The sequence below is a fragment of the Carnobacterium sp. TMP28 genome (assembly GCF_047553015.1).
GTDB lineage: Bacteria > Bacillota > Bacilli > Lactobacillales > Carnobacteriaceae > Carnobacterium_A.
In genome coordinates this window covers 1,760,435-1,782,610 of record NZ_CP180212.1, presented here as the reverse complement: position 1 = coordinate 1,782,610, position 22,176 = coordinate 1,760,435, and the positions used below count along the sequence as shown (strand labels likewise).

Sequence of the window (22,176 nt, the reverse complement as noted above, 5' to 3'; positions counted from 1 at the left end):
GACAAAACAAATAAAAACGGTTACAATAAAAAAGAACCGGTTCCAAAAAGCAACGAAACATTAAAAGGAGGAAATAACTATGACGGAGAATCAAAGAATTGCTAAAGAAGTCATTGAGGCAGTAGGTGGGAAAGAAAACATTCAATCGGTCACTCATTGTGCGACACGTTTGAGAATTATGGTAAATAAAGAAGAAAGTATTGATAAAGAAGCAATAGAAAATATTGATAAAGTAAAGGGAGCCTTCTATAATTCAGGACAATTTCAAATCATTTTCGGAACCGGTACCGTCAACAAAATTTATGAAGAAGTAGCTGCACTAGGTGTGACTGAAAGTTCAAAAAGTGAAATGAAACAAGAATTTAAGAAACAGGGAAATGTTTTTCAACGCATAATTCGTACCTTTGGAGATGTGTTTGTTCCTATTATCCCAGTATTAGTTGCAACCGGATTATTTATGGGTTTGCGTGGTTTATTGACACAAGAGCAAGTGTTGGCAGTTTTTGGTTTAGTGCCAGCAGATATTAGTGCGAACTTTTTATTGTATACACAAGTATTGACTGATACAGCTTTTGCTTTTTTACCAGCTTTAATCGCATGGTCTTCATTCAAAGTATTTGGTGGATCGCCTGTTATTGGGATTGTGCTAGGTTTGATGTTAGTCAATCCGGCTCTTCCTAATGCTTATGCTGTTGCTGGAGGCACTGCTGATCCTATTACGATGTTTGGCTTTATTCCTGTAGTTGGTTACCAAGGAACAGTTTTACCAGCCTTTATTGCTGGTTTTGTAGGGGCTAAATTAGAGCGATGGATACGCAAGCGTGTTCCAGAATATTTAGATTTATTGCTTACACCATTTTTGACATTGCTTATTATGAGTATTTTATCGCTATTTTTAATTGGACCTGTCTTTCATTCTTTAGAAGAAGTCGTATTAAATGCAACTGTTTGGACATTAGGCTTACCATTTGGCTTAGCCGGATTGATTATTGGTGGACTAAATCAACTTGTTGTTGTAACAGGTATTCATCATCTATTTAATTTTTTAGAAATTCAATTGTTAGCAAATACTGGAGTCAATCCTTTTAATGGTATTATCACAGCTAGTATCGCTGCACAAGGTGGTGCTTCATTAGCTGTAGCAATGAAAACAAAATCTAAAAAGTTGAAAGCATTAGCTTATCCATCTACTTTATCTGCTTTTTTAGGCATTACTGAACCTGCTGTATTTGGTGTAAACTTAAGATACGTCAAACCATTTATTTTTGGCTTAGTTGGTGGAGCAGCTGGAGGATTCTTTGGAAATATCATGGGATTAGAAGCATCAGGTATGGCTGTAACGGTTATTCCAGGGACATTATTGTACCTAGATGGTCAAATCATTTGGTATTTATTAACAAATATCATTGCGATTTCTGTGGCGTTTGTACTAACTTATTTCTTTGGCTACAGCGATAAAATGAAAGATGAACTAGAAGCGTGAAAGGAAGTTTAAAAAATGGCACAGAATAAAACAATGGGGAAATATGAGTTGGGGTATCACATTACCCCTGCTAAGGGATTATTAAATGATCCCAACGGATTGATTCAGTTTAACGGGGTATATCACGTCTTTTATCAATGGAATCAAAGCGGAACAACTCATACCACTAAAAGCTGGGGCCATGTTATTTCTGATGATTTGATTCATTGGGTGGATCAACCAGTGGCGTTAGAACCGGATGAATGGTTTGATAAAGATGGTTGCTACTCAGGCAGTGCTGTAGCGTTTGAAGATAAACTTTATTTATTCTATACCGGTAATGTCCGTAATGAAAAGAATGAACGCGAAAGTTACCAATGTTTAGCCGTTTCAAAAGACGGCCTACATTTTGAGAAAAAAGGACCGATTATAGCTCAGCCAAGTGGCTATACAGCACATGTAAGAGATCCAAAAGTATGGCAGAATGAAGACAATACCTGGTGGATGGTATTGGGTGCTCAAAAAAAGGACTTAACAGGTGACACATTGATTTACCATTCAAAAGATTTAATGGATTGGACTTTTAAAGGATCATTAATGGATCAAATTGAGGATATGGGCTTTATGTGGGAATGTCCAGACTTGATTCAATTCGAAGAAAAATTTGCTTTTATTTTTTCTCCCCAAGGACTGACTGCCAGAGGGGATGAATTTAAGAATATTTATCAATCTGGTTATTTAACAGGAGATTTTTCAAAAGCAGGAAAGTTTCTTCCAGATGATCAGCCTTTTAAAGAATTAGATAGAGGGTTTGAATTTTATGCTCCTCAAACGTTCCAAGATTCTAAAGGTAGATATATTTTATTTGGTTGGATGGGTGTAATGGAACCAGAAGTTGAAGCAGCTGTTCCGACTGTTCAAGATGGTTGGATTCATAACTTAACCATTCCAAGAGAAGTAGACTACAAAAAGGGACAATTGATTCAGCGACCAGTAGCAGAATTGAAAAAATTAAGACAAAATCAGCCTCAAGTTTTCATAGGCAAAACGAAAGAATCGTTGCAGCTATCTACGCTACAAAATGAACTCTTATTCAATTGGAAAGAAGCAGCTGGATCATTTGCTTTTCAAATCAGAAATGAAGTGCTAATTGAATACGATCAGGATTCTCGTCGTATCCAACTAACGCGTACAAATTGGCTGACTAAAAAAAGAGAGTCACGCGCAGTAACACTTAAGCATCCATTAACTCAAATGCAAGGTTTTCTTGAAAGTTCTACGCTGGAACTCTTTATTAATGATGGAGAAGAAGTATTTTCTTTGCGTTATTTTCAAAGTCAAGAAGTGAAGACAGTGACGGTTTCTTTTTGCGAAACCGGTAAAGAGCCAGAGATAACCCTTTATTCTTTAAAACACTAAATAAAAAAGCTGGGACTAGCTGTTCCAGCTTTTTTCTGTTCTAGTTTTTCACTTCAAGTTAAGGTATATTGGATGAATAGAAATGACTGAATGAGAGCAGTTTTAAAAAATGAAAGCAACTTAAAAATACTTGAGAAAGAAGGATAAGTTATGGAAAATAAAGGAAAAACTAAAGGATCAATCAAAAAATTTCTTTCTTTAATGAATCAACTCAATTGGCCAAAAGGGAGAATGGCACTTGCTTTTTTATTGTCTTTATTTTCAACAGGCGCTAGTTTAGCTATTCCATTAGTGACAAAAGAGCTAGTTGATTCCTTAACAACAGCTTCTTTTAATTGGCAAACGGGTTTCTTTCTATTTGCCGTTTTCGTCTTACAAGGCTTGTTGGGTGGACTGTCACTTTATTTGTTAGCATATATAGGCGAAACGATTGTTGCAGATTTACGAATTAAATTATGGAACAAAGTCCTTAGGTTACCTGTTTCTTATTACGATGACAATGAAACGGGAGAAACAATGAGTCGCATTACACAAGATACCTCGCGGTTAAAACAGCTCGTCTCAGAGCACCTCGTCTCATTTATTACCGGAATGATTTCGATTGTTGGTGCGATAGGTATCCTTTTGTATTTGGATTGGAAAATCACTCTTTTGATGTTAACGAGTATCCCGATTAGTTTAGCCATTATTTTACCGCTTGGAACGATCATGTATAAAATTGCTCGAGCAACACAAACCGAGATGGCTACTTTATCTGGACACCTTAGTAGAGTATTAGGTGATATTCGTTTAGTAAAGGCTTATCAAGCAGAACCTAAAGAAGGTGAAAAAGGTGAAAAAGCTATTCACTCGTTATTTTTATTTGGCTTAAAAGAAGCAAAAATTCAATCCATTATCTCACCAGTTATGACGCTGGTCATGATGAGTATTGTTGTTGTGATCTTAGGTTACGGTGGAGCGCAAGTTTCAAATGGTCTTTTGAGTGCAGGAACTTTGGTTGCCATTATCTTTTTATTATTCCAGATTATTGTACCGTTTGCACAAATGACTCAAATTTTCACTATTTTTCAAAAAGCCGTTGGAGCAACAGAACGAATCCAGCAAATTCTTGATATGGCTAGTGAAAAAGCGGAAGGAATAACAGTTATTTCTGAAGGAGCACTGTGTTTCGAAAAGGTTTATTTTTCTTATGAATCAGGTACCCAAGTATTAAAAGATATTTCATTCCAAGTACAACCAGGTACAATTACAGCATTTGTAGGACCAAGTGGTGGAGGAAAGACAACTATATTTTCACTGCTTGAACGATTTTATCTGCCGACAGCTGGAGAAATACGTTTAGGAGGGACACCAATCGCTGATCTTGCATTAGCTAATTGGCGAAAGCGAATCGGGTATGTTTCTCAAGAGAGTCCCTTGTTAAGCGGAACGATTATGGATAATATTGTCTTTGGATTAACGAATCGACCGTCGATAGAAGAAGTGAAAAGTGCGGCACAATCAGCCAATGCATTAGAGTTCATCGAAGAAATGTCAAATGGATTTGAAACACTTGTTGGTGAGAGAGGGATGAAACTTTCTGGTGGGCAACGCCAACGAATTGCTATTGCACGAGCTTTATTAAATAATCCTGAAATTTTGTTATTGGATGAAGCAACCTCTAATCTGGATAGTGGCTCTCAAACGCATGTGCAAGAAGCACTACAACGATTAATGGAAGGACGAACCACCTTGATTATTGCGCATCGATTATCGACAATTGTTGAAGCGGATCAACTTGTTTTCTTAGAAAAAGGTCAGATCACTGGGATGGGTACCCATCAAGAATTACTTGCCTCGCATGTGTTGTATCGAGAATTTGCTAAAGGACAAGGGCTATTATCTTAATGCCACTCTTTTTATTGAACGAAGCAGTGATGGTAAACAAAAAAACTCAAGAAAAGTTATCTTGAGTTTTCCTATTTATGTTAGTTAAGACAACAGTCCTAAAAATACTGAGCAATTTCAGCTGGGTCTTTAGTGGTATCTAAAGCGACCATTAATTTGATTCGTGCTTTAGGACCCGTTAGACCATTGGTAAAAATAACTCCTGCCTCATGTAGTTGTTTTCCACCGCCTAAATAATCATAAACATCTTGTGCAATTCCATTAAAAGAACGAGAAACTAAGACAACAGGAATTTTTTTATCTAGCAACCGATAGAGAGCTGGCAAGACAGCAGGTGGTAGATTACCTGCACCCAAAGCTTCAATAACTAATCCATCTGTTTCAGGTTTATTTAGAGCTTCAAAAAGAGTGCCATCCATTCCAGCATAGGCTTTTAGCACGTATACGTTCTTATCGACTGAAGAAATAGAAAATTGCTCTTCTGTGATAAGTTTTTGGTAAAATAAAACCTCATTTTTAGAAATTAAACCAATTGGCCCAAATGTAGGAGTCTGAAAGGTAGCGACATTTGAGGTATGTGTTTTTGTTACGTAACGAGCAGTATGAATTTCATCATTCATAACAACTAGAACGCCTTTATTTTTCGCCTCTTCAGACAAAGCTACCCAAACAGCACTTTGGAAATTATATAAACCATCTGAACCAATTTCATTACTTGAACGCATAGCACCAGTAATAACAATAGGTAAGGCATGACTTAATGTCAAATCTAAAAAGTAAGCTGTCTCTTCTAATGTATCTGTCCCATGAGTAATCACGACACCGTCAGCTTCTTTTAATAGAATAGCCTGTTCGATACGGTTTTTTAAGAGAAGCATTTCTTTAGGAGTGATGTGAGGAGAAGGCAGCTGGAAAAAATCTTCTACTATTAAGTGAGCTTCTTTATCAAATAAATGACTGTGTTTTTGTAAGGGATTTTCTGCATTTGGGCGAACTTTACCAGTAGTTTGGTCCTCGCTCATGGCGATAGTTCCTCCTGTATGCAAAACTAAGATTGTTTTCAAATAAATTGTCCTCCTTGTCGGTAAAGTTGAAAGCTAAGAGTTAAATAAAGAAGGGATTGTTTTGTTTTTCTTGACCAATGGTTGTCTGTAGCCCATGTCCAGGATAAACACGCATATCGTCAGCTAATACAAATAGTTGTTCTTTGATGCCTGTTATTAAATCTTCTAAACAACTAAAAGGTAAATCAGAACGACCGATGCTGTTTTTAAATAAAGCATCACCTGTAACAACGAAATCAGAGAAAATAAAACTAACTCCACCAGGAGAATGCCCTGGAGTAGGAACAACACGAAATGTCATTTTATCAAAGGTATATTCTTTCCTCTTGTCAAACTCAAATTCAGCTGGTTGAGTACGAATAGGTTGCAAAAGTGAGTTTGAAAGATTTAATGCAGGGTCCATTAGCCAAGTCTTTTCTAATGAGCTAACGTAAACAGGGATGTTATACGTTGAACGAGTTTGTTCTAATGCTCCAATATGATCGAAATGACAATGAGTTAATAAGATAGCGACAGGTACAACTTGTAATTCTTCAATGACGTGCATGATTTTTTTGAAATCCGCTCCCGGATCAACAATTAAAGCCGTTTTATCTTGATAAATAATGTAACAATTTTCTTCAATTGTTCCTGTAACCACTTGTTTAATTTCAGTCATATATATGACCCCTTTCGTATCCATTTACATCTAGTATACTTGAAAAAAACGTAAATCAACAGGTCTGTAAAACGTAACAGTAAGGATTCGTTATTTAGTTTTCTTTAAATGAATGCTATAATTTAATCTAATGAGATGAAAATGAGTTCGATTTTCTGAAAAGAAAGGACTCTTATTTGTCTTTATTTATGTAATGAGAAGGGTTTCATGCTCTGAATTGTGAGAGACACCTAAGTTAGTAAATAAAAAGCTATATTTAAATGTAAATCCTGTTATACTTATAAAAATAAAACAAATGAGTGAGGTTATTATGAAAAGAAATAGGTTTGAAGAATTTAAGATTGGACAAGAACTAATTGATGCACTAGAAAGTTTGCGTTATTTTAAGCCAACGGCTGTCCAAGAAGAAGTATTGCCTTTAGCATTAGCACAAAAAGATGTTATCGTTGAATCACAAACAGGTAGTGGGAAAACAGTTAGTTATGGTGTTCCATTATGTGAAAATGTTTTATGGGAAGAAAACCATCCGCAAGCACTCGTTTTAGTTCCAACAAGAGAACTTGCGTTGCAAGTAAAAGAAGATATCACAAATATCGGTCGGTTGAAACGAATAAAAGCGACAGCTGTTTTTGGGAAATCTTCTTTTGAAACACAAAAATCAGAATTAAAACAAAAAAGTCATATTGTTGTGGGAACCCCTGGACGAGTGTTGGACCATTTACAAAAAGGGACCTTCAAAGTCGATAAATTGCGTTATCTAGTGATTGATGAAGCAGATGAGATGTTAAACATGGGCTTTATCGATCAAATGGCGGCCATTATTGAATTTCTACCAGAAGAACGCCAGACACTCTTATTCTCCGCAACAATGCCAGCAGAAGTTGAACGACTAGCTAGCTTCTATATGAAGGCTGACAAAGTATCGGTTAAAATTGAAGCAACAGAAGAATCGAAACCACAAATTGTTCAATCTTATCTAAAAGTTGATCCTGATAAGAAACCAGAGCAACTATTAGATTTAGTGACAATCGAAAATCCAGACAGTTGTATGATTTTTTGTAATACACAAGAAGCCGTTAATCAGTTGTATCTTTTCTTGAACAAAGCAGGTTTAACGATTGATAAAATCCATGGTGGCATGGTACAAGAAGATCGCTTTAGTGTAATGGACGATTTCAGAAAAGGGAAATTCCGTTATTTAGTCGCAACGGATGTAGCCGCTCGTGGAATTGATATTGATAACGTCACGCATGTCATTAACTACGATGTCCCTGTAGAAAAAGAAAGTTTTGTTCACCGGACAGGTAGAACCGGACGTGCTGGGAAAACAGGAACAGCATTAACTTTAGTAACACCTAAAGAAAGACCTTGGTGGCAAGAAGTTAGAACCTATGCCCAACAAGAAATCACAGAAATTACACCTCCAAATAATCGGTTTGTCCAATCACACAAGTTTGCATTTGAAAAGAAAATGCAAGAACGGTTGGTAGTCAAAACAGCTCGTAACAAAGAATTGAACCGTGGCATTACTAAAATTTATTTTAATGGCGGCAAAAAGAAAAAATTAAGAGCGGTTGATTTCGTTGGAACCTTAACAAATATTCCGGGAATCAAAGCCGATGACATTGGGATTATTACGATTCAAGAAAATGTCACGTATGTAGAAGTGCTAAATGGCAAAGGCCCAAGAGTGATTGAAGAAATGAAAGAAAGAACCATAAAAGGTAAACAACTAAAAGTCCATAAAGCAAATGCAAATAAATAAAAAAAAGAAGACCACAGACAAACTAACGTTTGTCTGTGGTCTTCTTTTTATACTACATTAGTATTATTTAGCGTAAAGTTCTTTGATTTGTTCTTGAACCGTTTTATTTTCTAAGAATGCTTCGTAAGTTGTATCTGCACGGTCAACAACCCCGTTAGGAGTAATCTCGATAATACGATTGGCAATTGTTTGAACAAATTGGTAGTCATGTGAAGCGAATAGCATGGCACCTTTGAATGTCATCAATCCATCGTTTAAAGCAGTAATAGATTCTAAGTCTAAGTGATTTGTTGGGTCATCTAATACTAATACGTTTGCTTTACTCAACATCATTTTAGATAACATGCAACGAACTTTTTCGCCACCAGAAAGCACACCAATTTTTTTCAAAACATCTTCGCCAGAGAAAAGCATACGGCCCAAGAAACTACGCAAGAAGGTATTGTCGCTTTCTTCTTGTGAAGCAAATTGACGTAGCCAATCGACGATCATCATGTCAGACTGTTCGAATTCGGAAGTAGTATCTTTAGGCAAGTAGGTCTGAGAAGTCGTCACACCCCATTTAAAGGTTCCTGAATCAGGCTCCATTTCACCCATAATAATTTTGAAAAGAACGGTAATAGCTGCTTCATTCATACTAGTGAAAGCCACTTTATCATCTTTATTTAAAGCAAAACTAATGTTACTCAATATTTTTTTACCATCAATTGTTTTTGAAATATTTTCTACACGGATTAAATCGTTTCCGATTTCTCTATCAGGAGAAAAACCAACAAATGGGTAGCGACGTGAAGAAGGTTGGATATCATCTAAAGTAATTTTTTCCAACGTTTTTTTACGTGAAGTCGCTTGTTTAGATTTAGAAGCATTTGCACTAAATCGAGCGATAAAGTCTTGTAATTCTTTGATTTGGTCTTCTTTTTTAGCATTTGCATCGCCAGCTAATTTACTAGCTAATTGACTTGATTCTAACCAAAAGTCATAGTTTCCAACAAAAACTTTAATTTTACCAAAGTCAACGTCAGCCATATGAGTACAAACTTTATTTAAGAAATGACGGTCATGGGAAACAACAATAACGGTATTTGGGAAGTTAATTAAAAATTCCTCTAACCATTCAATGGATAACTTGTCTAGACCGTTTGTAGGCTCATCGAGTAGAAGAACGTCAGGTTTACCAAAAAGAGCTTGAGCTAAAAGAACTTTAACTTTTTGTCCTCCAGATAATTCGCTCATTTTAGTGTCATGCAGATTATCTAGAATACCTAAACCTTGCAGCAAAACAGCCGCTTGAGGTTCAGCTTCCCAACCATCTAACTCAGCAAATTCGCCTTCTAATTCAGCGGCACGGATGCCATCTTCATCTGTGAAATCTTCTTTCATATAAACAGCGTCTTTTTCTTTCATAATTTCATAAAGACGATCGTGTCCCATAATAACTGTTTCTAAAACAGTATACTCTTCATAACCATAATGATCTTGTTTTAAGGTTGTTAGACGCTCATCAGGGCCAAGTGCGATATTTCCAGTTGAAGGTGCAATTTCACCAGATAAAATTTTTAAAAAAGTTGATTTTCCTGCACCATTTGCACCAATTAAGCCATAGCAGTTGCCAGGGATGAATTTAATATTTACTTCATCGAATAATTTGCGGTCGGAAAATTCTAAACTAACATTAGATACTGTAATCATTTATTTTATTTACCTCTATTCTATAGTATATCTAGTCTATTTTAACATGGATAGGGACTGAAATCTATGCTAAAAAGTTATTTTCATTAATTTGATAAAACATGATGAGAAAGCTTGGTTTACAAGTAAAGAAGAGCAATTCTAAATAAAAACGACGTTTAAATTCATTTACTAGTTTATTTACATTAGATACTATTAATAAACTTAGCGCTTAACTTCAGTAAATAAGTATAAGACAACTTTATTTTCATAAAGCAGATGCACTTGATTGCGGTAATTACGAGTCCGACTATAAATACGCCAGTTTATTATAGGAAGTGAATGTAAAGACAATAAATGGATGTTTTGCAAGGAGATAGTTAGTAAAGAGTTTGTTTCATGAATAACTAAGTCATCTAAAGAATCAAATTCTTCTTTTGATTCTGTTTCTAATCTTGTTAAAATTTGGATGTGTTTAGATCGATAAAGCGGATCTTTTTTTAAAGTAACTTTATCTGTTTCAAAAGAAAACAGCACACCACTATCCATAGAAGGTTTGTCCAATGACAAAGAAAGAGGCAGTTCTTGAATAGATGCCATGTGATTCTTTGTAGTTGAATAACTGAGTTCATCGCTTACTAGTTGCAATAACCCCTTTTTTTCATTCATTTTCAATAAATAAGCCTCTACTTGAGGATTCGCGCCATAGTGAATTAAATCATGGTTTTGCCATTCTGATTTACTTGTGTAACGTTCACTTAACTGAACCAATCTAGGCGTCAATTGGTAGACGGGCTCATTAAATAAATAATAAGACGAAACTAAGTACTCAAATAAGCCTTTTTCACCAGCTGCTAGAGCCATTCTTCCACTCTTAGAAAGATTAATTTGGTGCATTGGAATAGAAGAAAGGCGTTCTTTTTTTGCCTCTTTAGCAATTAATGAATACCGATAAAATCCAGAAGCGTCAGAATAGTATAAAACATGATTGAAAATGGCGCTGTCATAAATCGGTTCTGAAAAAAAGATAGCTTTTTCTTTAAATGGTTCTAATGCTTCAATGTTTAGCGCTAACTGTTCAGTAGGTTGAGGTTCAAAATAAATGGTTCGGTTTACGAAAGCTAGGTGTTTCATCCACTTGTTCCAATCGTAAACGACTAACTCATTTGTTGATAGCCACAGGTAGAATTTGCCACTGTATAGCTGAAAATCTTGAAAGACACCATTAATGGTAATTTTGGTAGTTAAAACGTGTTCAAAATCCATTTTATTCCCCCCTTTCACTCCAAGAGTCTCTTTCACCTATTGTATCATTTTTAGATGAAGTTGCGGAATGAGAATAAACAAAAAATAGTGAAGTAGGGTAAGATAATTGGTCATTCTAGTGAAAAATAGACAATACAGTTAACCAACTCATTAAAAGATGCAATAAAAAAGAAGAGCTAGATTTTCATTAGAGAATAGTGAAATTAGTTACGGGTGGAAAGGTAAAAAAAGCAATGAGTTCTTAGCTAATCAAACCAATCAGTTGAAATGGATTCAAGATTAGGCTGCTGAAAATGTTTTTAAGTAGTAAAATTCTCGTTTTAATTAGACTAGCACTTCTTAAAAAACAATATTGTTTTTTAAGAAGTGCTAGTAAAGCCTATTTAATTAGGTTTTACAAAGCCTGTTTTTTTAAAAAATCAATTATCGTTGTTTTGCTTCTTATTTCTTTGACTACTCTAAGAAGGGTTGTTAATCTAGATAGGAACAAGAATAAAAAGAGAATTTTTGAGGAGCGAGACAAACATGAAAAAGAAACTAATTTTAGGATTCGTTGCAGCAGTGAGTTTAACACTGGGAGCTTGTAGTTCGAATGAAAAAAATGACAATCAAAGTGAGCAAACAGCATGGGAAGAAATACAAGAGAGCGGCATTTTAAAAGTCGCAACGTCAGGAACTCTTTACCCTAGTTCATTCCATGAAAAAGATACAGATAAATTAACAGGATATGAAGTCGAGATTATTCGTGAAGTTGCTGATCGATTAGAGTTAGAAATAGCGTTTACTGAAATGGGAGTAGATGGTATGTTAACTTCCGTTAATAGTGGTGCCATTGATGTAGCAGCAATGGGAATTGATCGCGATGGAGAAGACGCAGATAAATACAATTATACCATTCCTTATAAATATTCTTACGGTGCAATGGTTGTCAGAAAATCAGATAACTCAGGTATCAATACGTTAGAAGATTTAAAAGGAAAAAAAGCAGCTGGTGCAGCGACAACTTCTTATATGAAGGTAGCTCGTCATTTTGAAGCAGAAGAGGTTATTTATGACAATGCAACAAATGACCAGTACTTGAGCGATGTAGCGAATGGTCGAACAGACGTGATTTTGAATGATTACTATTCTCAAAAATTGGCTGTAGCAGCATTGCCAGAGATTCCAGTAAAAGTACATGATATTTTTTACAATCCTTCTGAAACAAATTATTCCATGAAAAAAGGCAACGATGAATTAACAAAAAAAATCAATGCAATATTAGAGGGAATGATTTCTGATGGCACATTGTCAGATTTATCTAAAGAATTCTATGCAGGTGAAGATGTAACCCAACAAATTGATTATGATTTTCCTGAAATTGACTTAAAGGAGTAGAAAGACGGTGAGTGAGGATGAATGATATCCAATGGCAATATATTTTTGATCCTGTTTTAGCTTTGGATAGTTTGCCTTATGTTTTAAAAGGACTAGGATATACCTTAGGGATTTCAGTAACAAGTATGGCTATCGGTTTGGCCATTGGATTTTTATTGGCGATCATGCGTATGTCAGAGAATAAATTGGCCAGTATAAGTGCAAGAATTTATATTTCTTTTATGAGAGGTACGCCACTACTTGTTTTATTGTTTATTCTTTATTTTGGTTTTCCATTTATAGGGATTCAATTTTCAGCCGTTCATGCAGCTATTATTGGATTTAGCTTGAGTTCAAGTGCATATATTGCTGAAATTTTACGATCAGCGTTGCTATCCGTTGATAAAGGACAATGGGAAGCGGCTTATGCTCTCGGTTTAAAGTGGCCAGTAGTGATGCGAAAAATAATTGTCCCTCAAGCAATGCGAATAGCTGTGCCACCCCTGAGCAATGTCTTATTGGATCTAATTAAAGGCACAGCTTTAGCAGCCATGATTACTGTTCCAGAACTATTTCAACAAGCCAAGATTGTTGGCGGACGAGAATTCGATTACATGACGATGTATATCTTAGTCGCTTTAGTCTATTGGGCAATTTGTAGCGTCTTTGCGCTCTTTCAAAATGTTCTTGAAAAAAGAATGGCCGTTTATACAAATTAAAAGGATGTTTTAATAGATAAAAGTAGCCTTAGTGAGTTTAAGGCTATTTTTGTTCGTTTTTTTAGTAGGGGCTACTAACCAAGCCTTTGATAATTTTTTTCTTGTAGTCATTGTCAAAAAAGGATATAGTCATAAGAACTAAAAAAGTATCTTAAAGAGGAGTATCTTATGATAGAAACAAATGAAAAAAAGTTAACTTTTTCTTCTTATCTTTACATTGGCTCAATGTTGTTCGGTTTATTTTTCGGTGCAGGCAACTTAATCTTCCCAGTACATATGGGCCAACTTGCAGGTTCGAACGTTAGTTGGGCAACACTAGGATTCTTAATTACTGGTATTGGATTGCCTTTTTTAGGAGTCGTTGCTATCGGAGTTTCCAATAGTAGTGGCTTATTTGAATTATCTAGTCGCATTCATCCTTATTACGGTTATTTTATGACTACGGCCTTATATTTAACGATTGGACCATTTTTTGCTTTACCAAGAACGGGAACCGTTTCTTATGAGATTGGGCTAGCTCCTTACATTGGAGAAGAGTACCAGACTTTAGGCCTGGCGCTCTTTACACTAGCCTTCTTTGGCTCAGCTTTATTGTTATCATTAAAACCTACCAAAATACTAGTTTACGTTGGTAAAGTATTGAATCCTTTATTTTTAGTCTTTTTAAGTGTTTTAATGCTTACAGCTTTTATTAAGCCATTAGGGGGTATTCTGAAAGCACCGATTACTGGAGATTACGTAACAGCTCCCTTTGCTAGTGGATTTACCGAAGGCTACAATACAATGGATGCTTTAGCTTCGTTGGCATTTGGTATTATTGTCGTGCAAACGATTAAAGGATTAGGTGTGACAAAACCTGCATCCATAGCCAAAGATACGATTAAATCGGGCTTAATTAGTATGATTTTAATGGGCCTAATTTACGCAGGCTTGGCTTATCTTGGCACAATGAGTGTTGGGCGTTTTCCAGTTTCTGAAAATGGCGGTATTGCCTTGACGCAAATTTCTCACTATTATTTTGGTTCACTAGGCAGTATCCTATTAGCCATTATTGTTACCGTAGCTTGTCTAAAGACGGCTATTGGACTAATTACAGCTTGTTCAGAGACCTTTCAAGAGATGTTTCCTAAGACGTTTAGCTACAAGACTTATGTCTTTATCTTTAGTATCATAGCTTGCTTAGTGGGAAATGTCGGATTAACAAAAATTATTAGTTATTCTATTCCTGTATTAATGTTTTTATATCCTTTAGCTATCACATTGATTTTATTAGCCTTACTCTCGCCATTATTTAAAAATCGTCAAGTAGTTTATGTCACAACAACTGTTTTAACGCTTTTTGTTAGTCTTGCAGATATGTTAAATGCCTTACCAAATACGATTCGTGATAGAGAGAGTAGTCAAAATATATTAGTGTTTTACAAAACATACTTGCCATTCTTTGAAAATGGTATGGGGTGGCTATTACCAGCAATGATTGGATTAATGACTGGCTGGATAATCAGCTTACTCACGAAACCGAATCCAAAATAAAAACTAAAAAACAAAAACTGCCTTTCATAAGGAGTTTTTGTTTTTTTAGTTTGCCATAAAAAAGGAATAAGAGATATAAAAAGGATACTGACTAATGAAATAACGTAACACAATTGTAATTAAATCTAAAAAAAAGAAAAATTTAGATTAAATTACGCTACAAATAAAGACAAGAACGCTTTCTTTTATAAATAAGTGGTTCTTATTTAACAATAAGATTTCATGGACTCTAAAAGATCTTCAGTAGAGTTGACGATGCTACCATTTGATTTTATGATACCAACTGTATAAAGATTAACATAAGAAAATTGTGATTCTGCAATTGTTTGTAGTGCGTCAAGTTTCTTTTGATTTGTCGCTCCTTGTTGTCTAGAGTCTGTATATAGACCGATGATGGGAATGCCAGCTTGATAAGCAACGCCAATCTCTGTCGCAACGCCTACATCAATAGATACACCGTCTAAAACAGCAATCATTAATTGACTGCTTACCAGTTGCTCAGTGTCCATTTTAGCAATCATGATAGAGTCTGCATAAGCACTTTTATCATTGATTTCCATTTGTTCTTGTGGAACATAAAGCTCTAATTCAGGGTATAGTTCTCTTATCTTTCTCACTAAATATTGATTGTACATTAACTCCATTTCTGAAAATAATGGACTTGCAAAATAAGCTTTTTTTGTCATTTTTTCACTCCTCCTAATACGTTTGTTACAAAAACAGTATACCTTAAATCTGATTTGTAACAAAAAGTAATTATCTCGAAACATATTTGCGGATTATATCCGTTATACTAATAGAAGTAGAAAAACGAGCGGATATGAAAAAAGATGAGATGAAAGGATTGTGAATCTATGAAATTCAGTAAATTATTCATAAGTTCAATGATGGTATTTTTATTACTAGGAACAGTTCCTACTACCGTTTTTGCAGCAACGAAGTTAGAAAAAATAGAGGTACAGTCGTTGTTAGAAAAAGAAGAAATGGTAAAATTAGATGACGAAATTAGTCAAACATTAGTAAAAGTAAACGAAAAGAATAGTGAACTTGAAAGCCTGCAAGTTGAAATAGAAGCAAAAAAAGAAACGATCGGACAAACAACAGCAGAAATTGAAAAGCAAAAAGAGGTTGTTGCTGCTCGTCTAGAACAAGCAAAGAATCGCTTGCAAACAATGCAAACTTCTGAAATGAACCAAAATGTAATTGTGTCATTATTTGAATCAGAAAGTGTAACAGATTTATTTAATCGTGCTTACGTTTTAGCGACATTACAATCTGCTGGAAATGATCAAATGGATATCGCAAAAGAAGAGCAAGAAAAGTTAGTCGTTCTTCAAGAAAAATTAAACACAGAAGCCTTAGTGTTAGAAGAGCAAACAGAGACTTCGAAAAAGCAAAAAGCTGCATTAGATAATCAAGTTGCTGGTTTACAACAAACGATGGATGCCAATCAAGAAAGTTTAAACAAATTAGATGCAGAAAAAAGAGCAGAAGAAACAAGACTAGCACAAGAAGCAGCTAAAAAAGCTGAATCTTCACAATTAGCTGTAAAAGTGAACGTTCAAAAAGAGTCAAGTGCTTCAGTGAGTACAAATACAACACAACCAAAAACGGAGAACAAGCAAGAAATTTCAGCAACATCTTCAGGTAGAACGATGGTTGTGTCAGCAACAGGCTACTCTACAGCGCAACCAGGTCTTAGCACACATACTGCAACAGGGATTAATTTATTGCAAAATCCGATGGTTATTGCAGTAGATCCACGCGTTATTCCATTAGGAACGATGCTTGAAATACCAGGTTACGGTGTTGCTATCGCAGGAGACACTGGCGGAGCTATAAAAGGGAATAAAATTGATATTCATTTTTCAACAGTAGGACAAGCACTATCATGGGGTAGAAGAACCATTACAATTAGAGTTTTAAATTAAGTATAAAATGAAAGAATAGGTGGATAAGTTGACTGAAGAAGTAGATATTGATTTTTATCAGGATAATGATGAAGCAGCTTTTTTAGAGGCTTGGGAAGAAAAGTTCGGTCCAATTACGAATGAAGGTATAGAAGAATTATATCAAAAAATTGCTTTAGATATTCAAGAAAAAGTTCAAACTGAACAAGTTAAGCTAGGAAAAAAATACGTTTATCAAGAAGTTCTAGTTGGTTACTGTGATTATAGCACGGCTAATAATTTGTTTCTTTTTGGACAAACAAAAAAATAGAAATCAATCAGTAAAACGACAAAATAAATTTTGTCGTTTTTTGCTTTCTCTTAGGGTAAAGCATAAGTCTTTACAAATAATAAAGAGAGTTGTAAGCTAATAACGTTTGAGTTGTCTAAAAGCAATAGGAGGCATAAAAATGACGAGAGAACACATTAATAATAAACTGCAATTGCTTCCTGACTTACCTGGATGCTACATTATGAAAAACAGCGATGATGAAATCATTTATATTGGAAAAGCTAAAAATTTGCGAAACCGCGTTCGTTCTTATTTTAAAGGAACACATGAAGGAAAAACGGAGTTACTTGTAAAAGAAATCGTTGACTTTGAAACGATTATTACAGGAACAGATAAAGAATCCTTATTATTAGAAATTACATTAATAAAAAAACACCAGCCTAAATACAATATAAAATTAAAACAAGGAACAAGCTACCCTTATTTAAACATTACAAATGAGCGTGATCCCCAATTGATTATTTCTTCTGAAGTAAAAAAAAATGGTGGAATTTACTTTGGGCCGTATCCTAACGTTTACGCAGCAAGTGAAACACAACATTTTATTCAAAAAATCTATCCGCTAAGACGATGCAACGGCTTCCAAAAACGAGCTTGTCTTTACTACCATATGGGACAGTGCATGGGCTCTTGTGATCATGAAGTTCCGGTAGAAGAATACAAAGCTCAAATAGAAAATATTAAGCGATTTTTAAATGGAGAAGTTAAGGCTGTAAAAAAAGATCTACGGACTAAGATGATTGGAGCAGCTAGCGAACAACAATACGAAAGAGCAGCTGAATACCGTGATCAAATTCAGTATATAGAAACGACTGTCGAAAGGCAGAATATTATTACAAATGATTATACAAATCGAGATGTATTCAGTTTCTATATGAATAAAGGGTGGATTTCTATTCAAGTCTTTTTCATTCGACAAGCAACTCTAATCAAACGAGAAGCAGCGATTTTTCCCTGTTACGATACTCCACAGGAAGAATTGTCTTCCTATATTGTTCAATTTTATCAGGAAGAAAATCATATTTTGCCAAAAGAAATTTTAGTTCCTGCAGAAATGGATACGGCTATACTAGCAGAAGTTTTAGGCGTATCTGTAAGGATTCCTGTTAAAGGACGTAAAAAGGATATGCTAGATCTTGCGACTAAAAATAGTGAGATTACATTAAATGAAAAGTTTAAATTGATTGAAATGGATGATCGAAAAACAATTGGTGCAATAAAAGAATTATCTGCTGCAATGAACTTGCCTTACATTACTCGAATCGAAGCTTTTGACCATTCTAATATTCAAGGAACTAATCCAGTTTCTGCAATGGTTTCTTTTGAAGATGGACAACCAAATAAAAGCAATTACCGCAAATATAAAATTAAAACAGTTCATGGAAGCAATGAATTAGCAACGACTGAAGAAGTGATAAGACGGCGGTATGAACGTTTGTTAAAAGAAGGCAAGCCTCTTCCAGATTTGATTTTAATGGATGGTGGGAAAATACAAGTAAATGGCGCTATCAATATTTTAGAAAATGAGTTAGGATTGTCTATTCCAGTAGCAGGTATGGTTAAAGACAACAAACACCGGACATCTTCTTTAATTTATGGAGAAAATTTTGAGGAAATTAGTTTAAAGCCAACAAGCCAAGCTTTTTATCTAGTCCAACGAATTCAAGATGAAGTACACCGTTTTGCAATTACGTTTCATCGCCAATTGCGTAACAAGAATAGTCTCTCTTCCAAATTAGACCAAATAGATGGCGTAGGACCTAAAACAAGAACGAAAATATTAAAACAGTTTAAATCTCTAAAAAAAGCTAAGGAAGCAGCTATCGAAGAAATTATAGGCTTAGGTATTCCAGCTAAGGTAGCAGAAAGAATAAAAAATGAATTAGACTAATAAAAAGAAGAAAACTTGTTAATGGTTTTCTTCTTTTCTCACTATATAAAATTAAAGTAGTTTTTTTGATTAAAGTCACGTTTTAAATTATTAACTAAAAATTCTAGATTTTATTATTGAATAGATAAATGATTACGCTAAGTTCATTAGTGCTAAAAACGATAGTTATCTCTCCATGTGCTTCTTTTTAAAAAATAAACAACGTTGTCCAGTTTAATGGACAACGTTGTTTATTTATACTAAAATTTTATTCAAAAAGTCTTTTGTGCGTTCATTCTTAGGAGAATTGAATAACTCTTCAGGAGTCCCTTCTTCAACAATGTAGCCAGCATCCATGAAAATAACGCGATCAGCTACTTCTTTAGCGAAGCCCATCTCATGAGTAACGACGACCATAGTCATGCCTTGACGAGCTAAGAGTTGCATAACTTCTAATACATCTCCAACCATCTCAGGATCTAGCGCACTAGTTGGTTCATCAAAGAGCATAATATCAGGTTGCATGGCTAAAGCTCTAGCAATAGCTACACGTTGTTTTTGGCCACCAGATAAAGAATTCGGGTAATCGTTAGCTTTTTCAGATAAACCAACTGTTTCTAGTAACTCTAATGCACGTGTATTAATTTCTTCTTCTTTTTGATTTTTCAGTTCTTTTGGTGCTAAAGTAATATTCTCTAATACGGTCAAGTGAGGAAATAGATTGAAATGTTGAAAAACCATTCCAATATTTTCTCTAATTTTATTAATGTTTTTTGAATGATCGCTTAGGTTAGTATTATCTATAATAACTTTTCCACCAGTAATATCTTCTAGTTGGTTAAGGCAACGTAAAAAGGTACTCTTACCTGATCCAGAAGGTCCAATAATGCAGACAACTTCGCCTTCTTGTATCTCTACGTTCAGATCTTTTAAGACCTCTAATGAGCCAAAGCTTTTTTTAAGATTTTCTACTTTTAATTTAGTCATTGTTTAGTCTCCGTTCTAAATAATTTGAAATTTTAGTAAGAATAGTAATGACAATAAGATACATTAAAGCGACAACTAACCACATATTTCCTGAAGAGAAGGTACGAGAAATAATGATTTTTCCTGTTTGAGTTAATTCTACTATTCCGATAACAGATAAGATAGAGGTATCTTTTAAAGTGATAACAAATTGGTTAATAAAAGAAGGAATCATAAGCTTAATTGCCTGCGGAAGAACAATCTTACGCATAGCCGTATTATACGGAAGGCCTAAACTTCTAGCTGCTTCTAATTGGCCACTATCAACAGCTTGAATTCCCCCACGAACTAGTTCGGCTATATAAGCGGACGTATTCAAACTTAAAGCAATGACTCCCCCTACTGCTGCTGAAAGGCGTAAGTCAAGCAATTGTGGAATTGAGAAGTAAACAAAAAAAGCTAAAACAAGTAAAGGGATACCACGGAACAAATCAACATAAAGAGAAGCGATAATATTTAGTGCTTTGTTAGGTGAAGCACTAAAGAGTCCTAAGATAAGTCCGACAATTGTTGCGATAAAGAATGCGACAAAAGTTAAAAGTAAGGTCCGCCCTAATCCTTTTAATAATTCTCTACTATTTTCTGTGATTAAACCAAAGAAGCCAATATCTGATGCCTCGGATACAGCATCGTCACCAATGTACGTATCTAAAATTTCTTGGTATTTTCCATTTGCTCTTATATTAATTAATCCTGCATCAAACATTTCGAGTAATTCAGGGTTCGTGTCTTTATTGACAGCAAATCCATATTTATCACCTGGTTCAGGATCTAAAGGTGTTTTTAATTTTAAACGATCATTTTTTAAAGCATACGCCATAACTGGATAATCTTCAAAAGCAGCATCTGAATTACCTGCTTGAACATCTTCGTACATGTTTGCTGAATCTTCAAAAGTATTGATAGTGAAATCGATCTCTTTTTGGAGCGTTTCGGCAAAAGCAGAACCTGTCGTCCCTGTTTTAACAGCAACCGTTTTACCAGCTAAGTCTTCATAGTTTTTAATTGTATCATCAGATTCAGCGATAGCCATAACGACACCACTTTCAAAGTAAGGCTCTGAAAAATCAAACGTTGCTTTACGTTCGTCTGTGATACTCATTCCGGCAATCATTCCATCGACTTGATTGGTTTCTAAAGCTTGTAAAGAGGCGCTAAAGCCAAGTGGTTTCACTTCGTATTCAAAACCTTGGTCTTGGGCGATAGCTTTTAGAAGATCCATATCAATTCCAACGTAGTTTCCATCAGTATCCTGATACTCGAAGGGAGCAAAAGTTACGTCCGTTCCGATAATGTATTTACCATCTTTTGCTTGTGCGGAGATTTCTTGCGGATTAAGGGCTGTTGAAAAAAGTCCTAGTAGTAGTATTATTGCTGTTAAAAATAACGAGCGCTTGTGAATAGTCATAAGTTTCCTCCTTTATCATATTTTTATAGTCTAATTTAAATTTAAGCAGATTGCAACCACTATATCATCTAGTGATGTAAGAACTTCTGACATAGTTTTGTTGAAAACTATTCAGTTGAAATGTATCTTACTCTTGGTTATAGTTGTAAATGAAAGTAAGGAGTGAAATAGAAGATGATAAGAATGGCTAAAAAAGAAGAAATAAAAGAATTATGTGACTTCATTTGGATTGTGTTAAAAGATATGGAACTGCCTATATTAACTGAATTTCCTGAAGCATCATTGAAGACGTTGATGCAAGAAGCCATGTTGGATGAAAATTATCGCTATAGCTACCGCAATGGGGTAGTCTGTGTTCGTGACAATCAAGTAGCAGGAGTTTGCTTTGGATATAAAGGGGAGTTAGAGCCTATTATTGACCAGCCTATGACCAAAATCATGGAACAGCTAAACGTTAAAAACCGATCATTATTTACGGATGAAGAAACTCAACCAGGGGAATGGTATTTAGACACTCTTGTAACGGCACCAAATTTTCGTAGACAAGGCGTTGCGTTAAGACTGCTATCAGCTCTTCCTGAAGTTGTTAAAAAGCAAGGAGAGGCTATCATTGGCTTGAATTGTGATCAAGATAATGACTCTGCTAAACAGTTATATGAAAAGATGGGTTATCGAAAAGTCGGTGAGCGCATGATTAGCGGCCATCGTTACGATCATATGCAATATACGATAAGATAAAAAATAATAAAAACGAGCTTAGCTTTAGTATACGACAGTAAAATAGGAATGAGGAGGAGACAAAAGTCTCGCTCTTCATTCCTATTTTACTGA

The 22,176-nt window shown here is 35.1% G+C and carries 17 protein-coding genes and 1 pseudogene; 11 read left to right on the top strand and 7 right to left on the bottom strand.

The window, feature by feature from the left end:
• Positions 1–79 precede the first annotated feature (79 nt).
• The 3 genes and pseudogenes from ACMHYH_RS08490 to ACMHYH_RS08480 all read left to right on the top strand — a co-directional run.
• Positions 80–1,459: pseudogene (locus ACMHYH_RS08490) on the top strand (sucrose-specific PTS transporter subunit IIBC); the annotation flags it as partial.
• A gap of 39 nt (positions 1,460–1,498) precedes the next feature.
• The gene (locus tag ACMHYH_RS08485) at positions 1,499–2,881 is read left to right on the top strand and encodes a glycoside hydrolase family 32 protein (RefSeq protein ID WP_414838970.1); all 1,383 of its coding nucleotides are present in this window, start codon (positions 1,499–1,501) and stop codon (positions 2,879–2,881) included.
• Positions 2,882–3,031: 150 nt separating this feature from the next.
• Positions 3,032–4,768 carry an ABC transporter ATP-binding protein gene (locus ACMHYH_RS08480; RefSeq protein ID WP_414838969.1) on the top strand — a complete coding sequence of 579 codons (1,737 nt, stop codon included), beginning with the start codon at positions 3,032–3,034 and terminating at the stop codon, positions 4,766–4,768.
• 98 nt (positions 4,769–4,866) lie between these two features.
• Here ACMHYH_RS08480 and ACMHYH_RS08475 read toward each other — a convergent pair whose 3' ends face one another.
• Positions 4,867–5,832: an asparaginase gene (locus ACMHYH_RS08475; protein WP_414838968.1), complete on the bottom strand. Its 966-nt coding sequence runs from the start codon at positions 5,830–5,832 to the stop codon at positions 4,867–4,869.
• A gap of 40 nt (positions 5,833–5,872) precedes the next feature.
• Entirely contained in the window at positions 5,873–6,490 is a 618-nt protein-coding gene (locus ACMHYH_RS08470) for an MBL fold metallo-hydrolase (RefSeq protein ID WP_414838967.1), read from the bottom strand.
• Between the two features lie 295 nt (positions 6,491–6,785).
• On the opposite strand from ACMHYH_RS08470, the gene ACMHYH_RS08465 reads away from it, so the two are divergent.
• The gene (locus ACMHYH_RS08465) at positions 6,786–8,255 is read left to right on the top strand and encodes a DEAD/DEAH box helicase (RefSeq protein ID WP_414838966.1); all 1,470 of its coding nucleotides are present in this window, start codon (positions 6,786–6,788) and stop codon (positions 8,253–8,255) included.
• A gap of 63 nt (positions 8,256–8,318) precedes the next feature.
• On the opposite strand, the gene ACMHYH_RS08460 is transcribed toward ACMHYH_RS08465, so the two are convergent.
• Together ACMHYH_RS08460 and ACMHYH_RS08455 are read right to left on the bottom strand one after the other, a co-directional pair.
• Positions 8,319–9,947, bottom strand: a complete 1,629-nt coding sequence (locus ACMHYH_RS08460; RefSeq protein WP_414838965.1) for an ABC-F family ATP-binding cassette domain-containing protein — start codon at positions 9,945–9,947, stop codon at positions 8,319–8,321.
• A 204-nt stretch (positions 9,948–10,151) separates the two neighbouring features.
• Positions 10,152–11,192 (bottom strand): hypothetical protein, encoded by a 1,041-nt coding sequence (locus ACMHYH_RS08455; RefSeq protein ID WP_414838964.1) that lies wholly within the window; start codon positions 11,190–11,192, stop codon positions 10,152–10,154.
• A 525-nt stretch (positions 11,193–11,717) separates the two neighbouring features.
• On the opposite strand from ACMHYH_RS08455, the gene ACMHYH_RS08450 reads away from it, so the two are divergent.
• From ACMHYH_RS08450 to brnQ, 3 genes are all read left to right on the top strand, one after another.
• Positions 11,718–12,569, top strand: a complete 852-nt coding sequence (locus ACMHYH_RS08450) for a transporter substrate-binding domain-containing protein (RefSeq protein ID WP_414838963.1) — start codon at positions 11,718–11,720, stop codon at positions 12,567–12,569.
• A gap of 17 nt (positions 12,570–12,586) precedes the next feature.
• Complete coding sequence (locus ACMHYH_RS08445; RefSeq protein ID WP_414838962.1) at positions 12,587–13,267, top strand: amino acid ABC transporter permease; 681 nt, start codon at positions 12,587–12,589, stop codon at positions 13,265–13,267.
• Positions 13,268–13,435: 168 nt separating this feature from the next.
• A complete protein-coding gene (brnQ, locus tag ACMHYH_RS08440; protein WP_414838961.1) occupies positions 13,436–14,800 on the top strand; it encodes a branched-chain amino acid transport system II carrier protein in 1,365 nt (454 codons plus the stop codon).
• A 206-nt stretch (positions 14,801–15,006) separates the two neighbouring features.
• Here the strand turns inward: brnQ and ACMHYH_RS08435 are convergent, their stop codons facing one another.
• Complete coding sequence (locus ACMHYH_RS08435) at positions 15,007–15,486, bottom strand: nucleoside 2-deoxyribosyltransferase (protein WP_414838960.1); 480 nt, start codon at positions 15,484–15,486, stop codon at positions 15,007–15,009.
• A gap of 168 nt (positions 15,487–15,654) precedes the next feature.
• Here ACMHYH_RS08435 and ACMHYH_RS08430 point away from each other — a divergent pair, with 168 nt between their 5' ends.
• The 3 genes from ACMHYH_RS08430 (at position 15,655) to uvrC (ending at position 18,932) form a co-directional block, all read left to right on the top strand.
• Entirely contained in the window at positions 15,655–16,731 is a 1,077-nt protein-coding gene (locus tag ACMHYH_RS08430) for a 3D domain-containing protein (RefSeq protein ID WP_414838959.1), read from the top strand.
• Between the two features lie 19 nt (positions 16,732–16,750).
• Positions 16,751–17,020 (top strand): hypothetical protein, encoded by a 270-nt coding sequence (locus tag ACMHYH_RS08425; RefSeq protein WP_414838958.1) that lies wholly within the window; start codon positions 16,751–16,753, stop codon positions 17,018–17,020.
• A gap of 139 nt (positions 17,021–17,159) precedes the next feature.
• Positions 17,160–18,932, top strand: a complete 1,773-nt coding sequence (gene uvrC, locus ACMHYH_RS08420; protein WP_414838957.1) for an excinuclease ABC subunit UvrC — start codon at positions 17,160–17,162, stop codon at positions 18,930–18,932.
• 234 nt (positions 18,933–19,166) lie between these two features.
• Here uvrC and ACMHYH_RS08415 read toward each other — a convergent pair whose 3' ends face one another.
• On the bottom strand, positions 19,167–19,898 hold the full coding sequence (locus tag ACMHYH_RS08415; RefSeq protein WP_414838956.1) for an amino acid ABC transporter ATP-binding protein: 732 nt from the start codon (positions 19,896–19,898) through the stop codon (positions 19,167–19,169).
• Complete coding sequence (locus ACMHYH_RS08410) at positions 19,891–21,345, bottom strand: amino acid ABC transporter substrate-binding protein/permease (RefSeq protein WP_414838955.1); 1,455 nt, start codon at positions 21,343–21,345, stop codon at positions 19,891–19,893. The genes ACMHYH_RS08415 and ACMHYH_RS08410 overlap by 8 nt, the downstream gene beginning before the upstream one ends.
• A 174-nt stretch (positions 21,346–21,519) precedes the next feature.
• Between ACMHYH_RS08410 and ACMHYH_RS08405 the strand changes: the two genes are divergently transcribed.
• On the top strand, positions 21,520–22,083 hold the full coding sequence (locus ACMHYH_RS08405) for a GNAT family N-acetyltransferase (protein ID WP_414838954.1): 564 nt from the start codon (positions 21,520–21,522) through the stop codon (positions 22,081–22,083).
• The last annotated feature ends 93 nt before the right edge of the window (positions 22,084–22,176 follow it).